The organism is Marinobacter qingdaonensis (assembly GCF_034555935.1).
Classification (GTDB): domain Bacteria; phylum Pseudomonadota; class Gammaproteobacteria; order Pseudomonadales; family Oleiphilaceae; genus Marinobacter; species Marinobacter qingdaonensis.
Genome location: NZ_JAYDCJ010000003.1, coordinates 320643 through 333446, shown reverse-complemented (window position 1 = coordinate 333446; position 12804 = coordinate 320643). Strand labels below are relative to the sequence as shown.

Below are 12804 nucleotides of genomic sequence, written 5' to 3'. Positions count from 1 at the left end.
CTATGCAGACCAGAATCACCGAATTGTTTGGTATCCGTTATCCGATTATCCAGGGTGGCATGCACCATGTAGGTTACGCCGAACTGGCCGCAGCGGTTTCCAACGCCGGCGGGCTTGGCATCATCACCGGGCTGACCCAGCCCACGCCCGAGGATCTGGCCCGGGAGATCGCCCGGTGCAAGACCATGACCGACCGGCCGTTCGGGGTCAATCTGACCTTCCTGCCCTCGTTCAAGGCGCCGCCCTATCCCGACTACATCGACGCCATCGTCGAAGGTGGGGTGAAAGCGGTGGAAACCGCCGGTCGCAGTCCGGAGCAGTACATGCCCCAGCTGAAGGCTGCCGGTATCAAGGTGATCCACAAATGCACCTCGGTGCGGCACGCCTTGAAGGCTGAGAGCATTGGCTGCGACGCGGTCAGCGTGGACGGATTCGAGTGCGGCGGCCATCCCGGTGAGGACGACATTCCCAACTTCATCCTACTGCCCCGGGCGGCCGAGGAACTGACCATTCCGTTCGTGGCCTCCGGGGGCATGGCCGACGGCCGCAGCCTGGTGGCGGCCATGGCCCTGGGTGCCGAGGGCATGAACATGGGCACCCGGTTCCTGGCTACCCAGGACGCGCCCATCCACGACAACGTCAAGCGGGCGATCGTCGAGGCGGACGAACTCCAGACCCGGCTGATCATGCGCAACCTGCGCAACACCGAGCGGGTGATGAACAACGCCGCGGTCGAGGAAATCATCCGGATCGAGCAGGAGAAAGGCGAGGCCGAGACCATCGACGACATCCGTCACCTGGTTACCGGCGCCAAGGGTCGACTGGTGTTGCAGGAAGGCAAGATGGACGAGGCCGCCTGGAGCTGCGGCATGGTGGCTGGCCTGATCCACGATATCCCCACCTGCGAGGAGCTGATCAGCCGGATCATGGCCGATGCCGACGCCATCGTGCGCGAGCGCCTGACCGGCTTCCTGGCCTGACGCCATCGCCGCCGTGAAGGTTTTGTGAACTTTCCGGGTTACACTCAGACGGTGACGGCGTGCCGGATGCGCGCTGATCGCGGACACTGGGCAAGGGCCGGAAACCATGACGCGGACCGTACTGATCATTGAGGACAACCCGGGCATCGGTGAGCTGGTGCGCATGCAGGTGGCCGACCTCGGGATGCAGGCCTTGCTTGAGGATCGGGGCGATACAGGTCTCGAACGCTTCCGCCAGGGCGGTATCGATCTGGTCATCCTGGATCTGATGCTGCCGGGCAAGGACGGTCTCTCGGTGTGCCGGGAGATCCGGTCCAGCCCGGGCTACGTGCCGGTGCTGATGCTGACCGCCAAGAGTACCGAACTGGATCGGGTGCTGGGACTGGAAATGGGCGCCGACGATTACCTCACCAAGCCATTCAGCGTGGCGGAGCTGGCGGCCCGGATCAAGGCGCTGTTCCGCCGCGTCGACGCCCTGTCGGCGCCGTCCCGGGGTGAGCCCGAGGCTGGCCTGCTGGAGGTGGAAGGCCTGCGCATCGATCCGGTGCGGCGCCGGGTCCATGTCGACGACCGGGAAGTGGAGCTCACCGCCCGGGAATTCGACCTGCTCTGGCACTTCGCCCAGCACCGGGGCCGGGTGTTCAGCCGGGCGCAACTGCTGGACTCGGTCTGGGGCTACAACCACGAAGGGTACGAGCACACCGTGAACACCCACATCAACCGGCTTCGCAACAAGATCGAGGCGGACCCGGCCGCACCGCGCTACGTCCAGACCGTCTGGGGCGTGGGCTACCGGTTTATGGACTGAGCCATGGCGCTGTCGCTGTTCCGAACCCTCTACGCCCGCCTGGCCCTGGGCCTGTTTCTGCTGCTGGTGATCGTCGGTGGCCTGTTCACCGCCCTGAGCCTGTACTCGGTGCGCGAGTACACCGCTGCCGTCAACCAGGAACTCAACCGGGACCTGGCCCGCAACCTGGTGGCCGACCGCAACCTGGTGACCGAGGGGCGGCTTAACCGGGCTGCGCTCAAGGAGTTGTTCCAGCTCTACATGACCATCAACCCCAGCATCGAGATCTACCTGCTCGACCGGGATGGCCAGATCCTGTCCTACTCGGCCGACCCCGACAAGATCAAGCGCAACCGGGTCTCGCTGGCGCCGATCCGGACCCTGCTGGCGGACCCCGGGGCCTATCCCCTGCCCGGGGACGACCCGCGCAGCCACGATCGGCGCAAGGTTTTCTCGGTGACCCCGGTGCCGTCCGAGGCCAACCCCAGCGGCTACCTGTACGTGGTGCTGCGCGGCGAGGAGTACGACAGCGCCGAGAGCATGGTGCACAGCGATCGGCTGTTGCAGATGGGTGCGGGCGCCCTGGCGGTGAGCCTGTGCGTGGGTCTGCTGGCGGGCCTGGTGTTTTTCCGGCTGCTGACCCGCCGGCTGTCGCGACTGACCGAGCGGGTGGAGAGTTTTGAAGTGGGCGATCCGGAAGACCGGTCCGGTACGGACGCCGAGCCGGTCCCGACCGGCGGCGACGACATTGACTACCTGACCGGCCAGTTCGACCGCATGGCCCGGCGCATCGCCGCGCAGCTCGACCTGCTCAAGGACAAGGATCACCAGCGCCGGCAACTGGTGGCCCAGGTCTCGCACGACCTGCGTACCCCGCTGGCGTCGATCCAGGGCTACCTCGAGGCCCTGCAACTGAAACAGGCCGAGTTGAGTCCGGACGAACGCGCCCGCTTTCTCAAGGTGGCGCTGGCGGAAAGCCATCGCCTGGGCCGGCTGGTGGATGAGCTGTTTGAGCTGGCCGCGCTGGAGGCCCGGGAGCAGCAGCCGGCGCCAGAACCCTTCCTGCTGGCCGAGCTGGTCCACGACGTGGTGCAGAAGCATGAGCCGGAGGCGGAACGGGCCGGGTTGGCGCTCGCCATCGTCGATGCCGACCCGGTCATGGTGACCGCGGACATCGCCATGACCGAACGCATCCTGGACAACCTGATCAGCAACGCCATCGGCCATGGTCCCGCTGGCAGCCGGGTCACCGTGGCGGTTCGGGCCAGCGATGGCGGTGCCAGCATCCTGGTCGCCGACGCCGGCCCCGGTATCGACCCCGAGGACCTGGCGCACCTGTTCGAACCCTTCTACCAGGCCTCAGGCGCTGCCCGTGCCGGCCATGCCGGCCTGGGCCTGGCCATCGCCCAGCGCCTGGCCGAGCTGCAGAAGGGCCGGATCTCGGCCCACAACGGCGACCCTGCCGGCGCCGAGTTCCGGGTCTGGCTGCCGGCACAATAAACCCTCGCCGTTATAGATTCGTAATAGTCTTTGAACGTTTTCGTGAAGCCGCGCCCCTACGCTGGCAGCATGGATTCATTCACAGGAGAGGATGTATGAAACGCAATCTGAAAGCCTTTGTCGCGGCGCTGGTGGTGGGCTCGGCCAGCGCCCTGTTCGCCGCCTACGCCACCGCCGACAAGCAGGCGAACGACACCGAATTTGCCCCGGACAACCCGGACCTGGCGGTGGCCACCTTTGCTGGTGGCTGCTTCTGGTGCGTCGAGGCCGGTTACGAGAAAATCCCGGGCGTGGTCGAGGCGGTGTCCGGCTACGCCGGTGGCGAGGAGCCCAACCCCACCTACAAGCAGGTGGCCTCGGGCCGCACCGGCCACACCGAGGCGGTGCAGGTCTACTACGACCCGGACCAGATGACCTACGAGGGCCTGTTGCAGGGCCTGTGGCGGATGATGGATCCAACCGACGCCAACGGCCAGTTCGTGGATCGGGGCCAGCAGTACCGCCCGGCGATCTTCTACCACGACGCCGAGCAGAAGCGCCTGGCCGAGGCCGCCAAGGCCGAACTCCAGGCCTCGGGCGTCTACGACAAGCCGGTGGTGATCGAGATCGTGCCGCTGCAGACCTTCTACCCGGCCGAGGGGTACCACCAGGATTACTACAAGAAGAACCCGCTGCGGTACAACTTCTACACCTTCAACTCAGGCCGGTACCAGTTCATCGAGAAGGTCTATGGTGAGGACTACGAGCTGGATTTCAGCCAGTTCCAGCCCGACGCCATGACCAAGACCGCCGAGCCGGAGCCGGCGCCCGGCTTTGACGCCCAGAGCTTTGTCAAACCGGAGCGGGACGTGCTGAAGCAACGCCTGACCGACATGCAGTACAAGGTCACCCAGCGCGACGGCACCGAGCCGGCCTTCAACAACCGGTACTGGGACAACAAACAGGCCGGGCTGTACGTGGACATCGTCTCCGGCGAGCCGCTGTTTTCGTCCCGGGACAAGTACAAGTCTGGCACTGGCTGGCCCAGCTTCACCCGGCCCATCGCCCCGGATGTGCTGGTGGAGCGGGAGGACAAGTCGTTCTTCATGACCCGCACCGAAATCCGCAGCCGGCACGCGGACTCCCACCTGGGCCACGTGTTCAGTGACGGTCCGGCGCCCACCGGTCTGCGCTATTGTATGAACTCGGCGGCGCTGGAATTCATCCCGCTCGAACAGATGGCGGCCCGGGGCTACGGCGAGTACATCGACGCGGTCACCGGCGGCCAGAGCAGCTAAAGCCAGAGGTCCCGGACCGGCGTGTCCGGGCCGAAATGGTGGTGTACCTGGGCCTGCAACAGCTCCGCGGTGGCAATGGCGTCAATCAGGGCATTGTGGGCGGCGTAGTGGGGCAGGCCGTAGCGGGTACGGCTGTCGGGCAGCCGGATGGACACCGGCTTCTTGCCCCAGAACTGCTGCCACCGGGTCGGATTCCGGTGCGGGTGCAGGTGCGCCTCGATCGCCATGGTGTCCAGCACCGGAAACTGAATGCCTTCCCCCAACCGCCACTTCAGGGCGACGTCCAGAAACCCCCGTTCAATGGCGCGGTAATGCACCACCGGAATGCGGCCGCGCATCAGCTCGAACATGGGCTCGAGGATGTCCTCCATGTCCGGCGCCTTGGCGATGTCGGCGTGGGTGATGCCGTGGATCTCGATGGAGGTCTGGTGCAGCGGCAGGCGCGGGCGCACGATCCAGTGGCGACCGGCCCCGAGCTGGATGCCGTTCAGGGTGAAGGGCACCAGCCCGACGCTGACGATGGAATGCTGGTTCGGGTCCAGGCCGGTGGTTTCGAAATCCAGCGCCACCAGGGGCACGTCCCGGACCGGGGCGTCGGCAGCCGCGCAGCCGGCCTCGTAGTAGCCCTTGACCAGCGGGTGCCGGGCCCGGCCCGCCAGTGTCCGGAGTTTCTCAGGCCAGTTCTCGGACTTGGCGTCGGCGCCAATGGGTTCACTGGACATTGCGACCCACCCCGGCGTTGTACCGGAAACGCAGGAATTTCTGGGCGTTGCTGACCACCTGGAAGGCGTCTTTCAGGTGGCTGCGCTCGAACGGCGACAGGTCTTCGGGGTGCACGTTGTTGTCGGGTTCCTGGCCTTCCTCGATGGCAATGGCCTGATGCCGGATCCGGACAATGGAAATGAACTCCAGGGCGTCGCGCAGGTTGCCCAGATCGTCATCCAGCAGCAGCTTGGTCTTGCCGATGGCGCGCAGGCGCTCGAAGGAGTTCTGGGCCCGGGAGCCGCACGCCAGGGCGTGCACCCGGATCAGGTCGGACAGGGGCGCGGTGCCCCGGCGCTTGAGGTTGAAGCTCTTGCGCTGCTGGCCGTCTTCCTCGAGCACGAAACTGCGGAAAAACCCGATCGGCGGTGTCCGGTTCAGGGCATTGCGGGCCAGCAGGGTCAGGAAGCGCTGACTGTTGCTGGCCTTTTCCGCCACCAGGGTTTTCAGGTCCTCGGCGAACTCGGTCTTGCCGTAAATGCCGTCCAGGTCGAAGAAGATGTTGCTGTTGAGCAGGGCCTCGGCCTTGGGGTTATCGATCCAGTCGGTGAAGTAGGCGCGCCACACGCTCAAAGGCTGGCGCCACTTCTGGTTGGTGGCCATGATGTCGCCGGTGCAGTAGCTGTAGCCGCACTCCGCGAGGCCATCGCTGACAAACCGGGCCAGATTGAGAAAGTACTCGTCGTGCAGCTTGGGGTTAAAGCTGTCGTCCAGGATCATGGCGTTGTCCTGGTCGGTCACCACCAGCTGCTCGTCCCGGGCCATTGAGCCCAGGGCCATGAAACAGTAGGGCACCGGCGGCGGTCCGAATTTCTCCTCGCCCAGCTCCAGCAGCCGCTGGGTGAAGCTGCGGCCAATGCCGGCCATGGCGCTGCCGATCATGTGCGAGTTGGCGTCTTCGTTGACCATCCGGACAAAGCTGTCGCGCACGTCCCGGCTGATCTTCTGCAGACCCTGAACATCCTGCTGATGGTAGATGTTGCTGACCAGGTACAGGCTGCTCTGGCTCTCGTATTTGACGATGTCCGACAGCGCAATCACGCCGCGGACCTCGTTCTTGTCCATCACCGGCAAGTGGTGCACGTTGTTGTGCAGCATGGTCAGCATGGCTTCGAAGATGAAGGCACTGGCGCGGATGGTGATCAGCCCCTCGGACATGATGTCGCGGATCGGGGTCTCGGACGGCAGGGCCTCGGCCAGGGCGCGGGTGCGCAGGTCCCGGTCGGTGATGATGCCTTTCAGGTCGGAATGGCCGTTCTGTTCCTCCATCAGCAGCAGGGCCGACACCCCCTGATCGGTCATGATCCGGGCCGCTTCCTGCAGGCGCACGGTGCAAGGCGCGGACACCACGTCCCGGCTGATCAGCCGGGTCACCCTGGAGGTCATCAGTTCGTTCGACTTTTCACGGCGGGAAAGTGCCGATCTCAGTCGGGATTTGTCCTCAATTTCGACGAAGTCCGCGAAATTGTCGTCATGTTCGAACAAATACCGGAACATCTCCTCGGGGAAGCGGTAGATCAGCGTGTCTTCCAGGGCCTTGGCCGGGAAGCGCACCTTCTGGTGCATCAGCAGGCCAAACTGGCCGAAGATCTCCCCCTCGCCGATGCGGTTGTAAAGCTCGCCGGAGCGTCGGTAGATCTCCACCGCACCACTGCGGATGTAGTACAGCCAGTGGTTGGCGTCGCCGAATTCCAGGATGCTGGTGCCGGCGCGGAAGTATTCCACCTCGATGGTGCCGACCACCTGCTCGAGCAGTTCCTCGGGCATCTCGTCAAACGGCGGGTAGTTGGCCATGTGGTTGCGGATGTCGATCAGCTCGGCCTGCATAACGGTCCCTGCTCCGTGCTCTGAAAGTCGTTGTAAAGACAGGAATATAGCAGGCTCCTGGCCGGAGCAGAAAGCCGGAGGCCGCGAACGCGGCCTCCGTGGGGAAGGGGAACCCCGGGTCAGTCGCCCAGGGACTGGAAGATGCTGCCGTTGCCGCAGGCGTCGCCGTTGCTGTAATCGCTGTCGACCACCTCGTTGATCCAGTACCGCAGCAGTTCCAGACCCTCGGTGTGGGTCACACTGCGGGCGATGGGCGGCATGCGCCGCTGTGGATCGTTCTCGCTGGCGACCCGGCATTCGACGATGGAGCTGTCGGCATCGCCCGGCACCACGATGTGCTGGCGACCGCAGGAGCCACCACCGGTGGCGGTGGGTTTCTTGCAGATGCCGTAGCCGGCATCGACCGCGCGGTAATGATCCAGGTAGTAGCCGGTGTTGGAGGCGGCGCCGCGATCGTTGTGGCAATGCTGGCAGTTCACCTCCAGGTAGGCCCGCAGCCGCGCTTCCACATCGTCCGGGGAATTGGCCGGCGCGCCGCTGTCGCCCGGCTTGTTCCAGTGCGGCAGGCGCTCGATGTTGGTGGCCACGCCCTCGCCGTTCAGTTCCAAGTTGGGCACGTTGGTGAGCAGGCCCTGGTCGACCCAGTACTGAAGCTGGTTGACCTGGGGGGAGCCACCCTGGCCGCCGGTGCCCATGAACGTCGACTCGGGCTGGTAGGCCCGGTTCATGTTGCGGGGCTTGGGCCCAATCGGTGCCGAGCCCGCCTCCTGGTCGTCGTTGCTGTGGCAGGTGATGCACTGGTTGGCGTTGGGGATGGCGTAGGCGTCGGTCGAGCCGGTCAGCAGCTCGCCGGTAACCTGATCCTCATAGTGCCAGCTGACGGCCCGGGTGCCCCCTTCCGGAGCCAGCCGTGTGACGGCCTGGCCATTGCCGTCGGTGTCCCAGATGTAGGTGATACCGTCCCAGAAGCCACCGCCGGTGGAGCTGGTGCGCTTGATCAGCAACCGGGTTTCCACCAGCTCTTCGCTGCCCTGGCTCTCATCGGTGAAGGCAAAGGTCTTGGCCAGCACGGTGCCGTTCGGGAAATGGATGGTGCCGTTCAGGTTGTTGCCGTCCTGGCCATCCCGGTACACCGCCCGGGTGCCGGGCGGCAGGAAGGCGACCCGGTACTTGGTGGCGTAGTCGGAGAAGAGTTTGCTGTTCAGAACGTAGGGCACGCCGTTGCCGTGGGGCGTGCTGCGCGGATCGTTTGGATCGGCAAACAGGTTGTACTGCTCCAGTCGTGGACAGTTGACCGCCAGGGCGTCCCAGTTCACCTCGCCAGAGCGGGTGGGGGCGTTACACAGCCGGTCGATTTCCGCCTGACTGGGCGCCGGGTCTACGGTGCCGCTGCGCTCGAACGGCGGAATGGTCACTCGGGGCAGCGGTGGCAGCAGTTTTCCGTATTGGCCCTGGCAATCATGCACCGAGGCGTCGGTGTCGCCCACTGCGCCGTCCAGGCCCGCCAGCACCGACTGCAGGCCTTCCAGGCTGAGGATGCTGGGGTCCTGTTCGGCCGCAGCCAGCACCAGTTCCAGGCCCTGGGTGCCGTGGAAATTCAGGTATGGCTGGCCCTCACCCCGGTACTCGTTGGTGTGAAAGCACGAACCCCACTGGGGCTGAATCCGGTTGCCCGCGGCGTCGAACTTGTACTTGTTGTAATGGCAGGCCGGGTTGGGGTGTTCGTTGGTGTGGATCGGCTTTCCGTTGCTGTCCTGGGGCACCGGGTCGCCGTTGGCGTCCTCCGGGTAGGGGCAGTCGGCGTCCAGCTCATCCAGCAGGCCGTCCCAGACGATGTGCGCGCCCTTGCCCGGGTTGGTGATGTTCTTCAGCCCGATCAGGGTTGGCAGCACGCTTTCCACCTGGCCTTCCAGCAACACTTTCTCGTAATTGGGCGGCGGCAGGTCGTAACCGGAATTAACCATTACGTTGTCGTGAATGTGCAAGCCCTCAGTGTAGGGGTCGAGCTTCTTGTCGGTGGTCTTGCCCTTGCCGTCGATCAGCTCGTAGCTGGCGTAGATGATGGCTGCGGTGCTGTGATCCTCGAACCGGTTGTTGACGATCTCGATGTTGTCGTAACCCAAAGTCAGGAACCCGGTGCCCCGGGGCACCGCCGACACCAGGCCGCTGTGGGCGAAGTTGTAGGTGTTGTTGTTGCGGGCCAGGTTGTTGAGCATCACCGAGGTGTCGCCGTACTGGGTGATGTTCTCCAGGTCGTAGATCAAAAAGCCGCCGGTGTTGCACTCGGCGAGGTTGTTGTCGTACTCGCCGCCCTGGACGTTCTCGATCTCAAAGCCCATGACGTTATAGACCGCGCGACTGTTGCGGATGATGGCGGTGTTGGTCTGGCCGACGTAGATGCCGGCGTCCGAGGCGCCCACCGACTCGGCGTTGTCCACCAGAATGTTTTCCGACTCCACCGGGTAAATGCCGTAGCGGCCGCTGGCCGAGCTGGGAACATAGTCCGGGGTCGGATCGCCTTCGTTCATGGGCGGCTCGGTGCAGGCCACCTGCAGCCGCTCCGGGTAGTTGCCGGCGGTGATGAGTTCCCCGCCACCGGACCAGTAAGCCCGCACGTTCAGCAGGGTGCCCCATTTGACGCCTTTGAGCTTGAAAGCATCGCCGGGGGAGTCGGCAATGGTCAGGTCGCGCACGGTGATGCCACGCACGTTCAGGGCTTCCAGGCCGGTTACATTGTCGCTGTTGCGGAACGACAGCACGGTGGCGTCCCGACCGCAGCCTTTGACCGTTACGTCCTCGGTGGCCTGGATCAGCAGGCCATGGTCGAGTTCGATGAAACCGCAGTCGAACTCCAGGGTGTCGCCCGGGCGCAGCTGGATCATGGCGCTGACCATGTCCCGGGTGGCGTCGGGACCGGCTTCCACGAAGAAGGTCCGGCCCTCGCTGAAGGGGTTGTTCGGTGGGGTGACCACCGACGGTGGCCTGGGCGGTGTCTGGGGTTGGGTGGCCTTATCGCTGGCGGCGGGGGACGATGAATCGCCGCCCCCGAGGCAACCGGCGAGCACCAGGCTGGCGGCGGTGGCCAGCAATCCGGAACGGAGGCGCAGGGTGCGCCCGGTGGTGTTGGTTGTTGTCATTGTTGGTTCTCCGAATGCTCGATTCACTGAGGTGCGTTCTCAATGCGTTCCCACATCCGCAGGTAGGCTTCCGCGGAGGTGAACAACTGGTTGACGGCGTCGTCGATCTGGGCCGGTGGACGGTCGCTGTGACGGATCATGTCCTCGATCTGGTCCGGGTAGAGGCCGTAGTGGGCCACGCCCCGACCGTCGTAAAGGCCGAATTCCCGGTCGCCGGTGCGCTGCTTGTGGAAACGCACGCGGCCGTCGACGGAGGTGAACGGGTACAGGGAGGCGTCGTCGGCGGGCGTGCCCGGGTTGGAGGCCAGCTGGGCAATGCCGTTGACGTCGGACGCAAAGCCGGCGCCACCGAAGGGCCCGACCTTGAAGGCGTCGGACCGGGGCCGATTGCCGTCCCGGGTCAGGCGGTCGACCCAGCCACCCCGGGTGCCGCCGAAGGAGGCGCTGACACCACCCTGGGCGGCAATGCGGTCGCGCAGGGCCTCGGTACCGCCCCAGCCGCCGTGGCTGTTGATCACCGGGTAGTCCAGGGGTTGGGTCAGGGCCAGGATCCGGGCCGCGGCCTTGCGGCTGATGTGATCGGTCTCGATCATCATCTTGCGCTTGATCAGTTCCTGGATCAGGAAGTCACCCAGGTCGCTCAGGCCCCGCCGGTTGCAGTGCTGATCGGTGCCGCGGCGGGGATCCAGGGCCGCCATCTCCTCCGGGGTCTCGGGAAAGCGGTCGCCCAGGTAGTCGATCTGGTACAGCAACTGGTCGATCAGGCCGAACGGCTGCAGCGAGGCATTCTGGTCCGGCTCGTCACCGGTGTATTCCACTTCCTCCGGGCAGGCCTCGAACTCGACCGGGTGACCGGTCTCCAGCAGGTTGCCGCCGTAGAGGATGGCGCCAATGCCGACGCCACTGGACAGGTCCGGCAGGTGGCCACCGAAGGCGTTGTCGAACTTGTGCACCGGGAAGATGTTGCGGACCCCCAACTGGTACAGCTGGTCGAGACGCTCGACGATCTCCGCCCGGGTGCATTCGGCCACGCCCTGAAACTCGCCGCAGCGGAACACCTTGGACATCTCGATGCCCAGCACCACCGCCAGGTGGCCGTCGGCGATCGCCTGGCGGGCTTCGCCGGCGCTGGTGACAATGCGGAACCAGCCGAGCCCCGGGCCGCCGTGCTGGGCGTCGATGTAGGCCTGCATCTCGTACATGCGCTGGATCTGCAGCAGGATCGCCTCCATCGGGTCGCAGTCGTTCTGTTTCTGGGGATTGATCCGGCACAGCACCTCGTTGTGCACCAGGTGATTGACCAGGATTTTCATGCCGGCGAGGTGGGCCCGTTCCAGCCAGCGGAAGTAACTCTGGTGGTGTTGCAGCGAGTTGTGACGGGGCCAGTCGTTGAAGCCGGGCCAGCCCTGGGTGTCGTGCAGGCCGATGCCCGAGGTGGCCAGTTCCACAAAGCCGGTGGCGCCCCAGGGGCCGTGCACCGCTTCGCAGTCTTTCAGGGCGTGGGTTACCCCGAAGCGATGGAAGGGCGCGCCGTAGTTGACCCGGCCGCCAATGAATTCGTAGGCCGAAATGTGGGAGTGGGTGTCCACGAACCCGAACACGTCGTCCTGGTCGATGCCCGGGACCCTGCGGAAGCGCTCGACCTCCTTCAGGTAAATGGCCGGCTCGGCATCGCTCAGCAACTCGGCATTGAGTTCGGCTTCCGGGTAGGAGGTGCACCCCTCGGCGGGTACCAGCCGGAATTCGTTGGCGGTGCCGGCGAGGGCGGGGGAGGTCAGGGTCAGGGCGTCACCATCGACGCCGAGCAGCAGCCCGGTGACGTCGGAGGCCAGGGTAAAGACCTCGTCCCGGACCGTATTCAGTCGCCAGACTGCCAGATCGCTGGGGGCATCCACCATCGCCAGCGCTGGCGCGACCGTGATGTCGCCGACCCGGTCGCCGGCCGCCTCCAGGCTCTCGCCCAGCTCCCGCAACAGGCCACCCAGGGGCGCAATGGGGTCCAGCACCAGATTGGTGGTGTCGCCCAGCCCCGCGACCAGGTAGCTGAGCTCGCCGATGAAGGTGCCGGTGTCGTCGAGGAACTCACCGGCCGGATCGCTGATGCCCAGCAGCTCGAAGGCACCGGTGCTGGCCGGGCTGCGTTCGAATCCGGACATCAGCAGATAAGAGCCCAGGTCGGTCGGTTTCAGATAAAACGGCGTGGCCTGGCTGGCGGTGTCCGTTGCGCGGTATTGGTTGGCGTCCGGTGTGGCCGTCAGGTAGCGGTCGGCTGCGGTCAGGGCATAGCAGCCGTTGGCCGGACTGTAGCGGGTGATGAGCGTGTCGGGCGCCTTGGTCGGCCCCGGTTGCGCCGGGCTGGCGGCCGTGGGGACGGGGCTGGGCTCATTGCCATCGTCGCCACCGCCGCTTTTACAGGCAGGCAGGGCTAGCAGGGAGCTTGCCAGCATCAGGCCCGCCAGGGACTTCGGCAGAAAGGGGCGTTTGCTGTGTGTCATGGGCCTCTCCGTAGGCACTGTGGCGCGGGTTGAGCGCCG

8 protein-coding genes are annotated in these 12804 nt (G+C 65.4%); 4 read left to right on the top strand and 4 right to left on the bottom strand.

Features of this window, described 5'->3' with window-relative positions:
• Nucleotides 1–2: 2 nt before the first annotated feature.
• The 4 genes from U5822_RS04785 to msrB all read left to right on the top strand — a co-directional run bounded on the left by U5822_RS04785 (nucleotide 3) and on the right by msrB (nucleotide 4544).
• Nucleotides 3–980, top strand: a complete 978-nt coding sequence (locus U5822_RS04785) for an NAD(P)H-dependent flavin oxidoreductase (protein ID WP_322854486.1) — start codon at nucleotides 3–5, stop codon at nucleotides 978–980.
• A gap of 106 nt (nucleotides 981–1086) precedes the next feature.
• Nucleotides 1087–1788: a response regulator transcription factor gene (locus U5822_RS04780; RefSeq protein ID WP_322854485.1), complete on the top strand. Its 702-nt coding sequence runs from the start codon at nucleotides 1087–1089 to the stop codon at nucleotides 1786–1788.
• Between the two features lie 3 nt (nucleotides 1789–1791).
• Nucleotides 1792–3267 (top strand): sensor histidine kinase, encoded by a 1476-nt coding sequence (locus tag U5822_RS04775; protein ID WP_322854484.1) that lies wholly within the window; start codon nucleotides 1792–1794, stop codon nucleotides 3265–3267.
• Between the two features lie 95 nt (nucleotides 3268–3362).
• The gene (gene msrB / locus U5822_RS04770) at nucleotides 3363–4544 is read left to right on the top strand and encodes a peptide-methionine (R)-S-oxide reductase MsrB (RefSeq protein ID WP_322854483.1); all 1182 of its coding nucleotides are present in this window, start codon (nucleotides 3363–3365) and stop codon (nucleotides 4542–4544) included.
• Here msrB and U5822_RS04765 read toward each other — a convergent pair.
• The 4 genes from U5822_RS04765 to U5822_RS04750 form a co-directional block, all read right to left on the bottom strand.
• Nucleotides 4541–5266 (bottom strand): 3'-5' exonuclease, encoded by a 726-nt coding sequence (locus U5822_RS04765; protein ID WP_322854482.1) that lies wholly within the window; start codon nucleotides 5264–5266, stop codon nucleotides 4541–4543. The two genes, msrB and U5822_RS04765, sit on opposite strands and share 4 nt — an antisense overlap.
• Complete coding sequence (locus U5822_RS04760; protein WP_322854481.1) at nucleotides 5256–7133, bottom strand: putative nucleotidyltransferase substrate binding domain-containing protein; 1878 nt, start codon at nucleotides 7131–7133, stop codon at nucleotides 5256–5258. Before U5822_RS04760 ends, U5822_RS04765 begins: the two co-directional genes overlap by 11 nt.
• A gap of 119 nt (nucleotides 7134–7252) precedes the next feature.
• On the bottom strand, nucleotides 7253–10270 hold the full coding sequence (locus tag U5822_RS04755; RefSeq protein WP_322854480.1) for a parallel beta-helix domain-containing protein: 3018 nt from the start codon (nucleotides 10268–10270) through the stop codon (nucleotides 7253–7255).
• A gap of 23 nt (nucleotides 10271–10293) precedes the next feature.
• A complete protein-coding gene (locus U5822_RS04750) occupies nucleotides 10294–12765 on the bottom strand; it encodes a hypothetical protein (RefSeq protein ID WP_322854479.1) in 2472 nt (823 codons plus the stop codon).
• Nucleotides 12766–12804 lie beyond the last annotated feature (39 nt).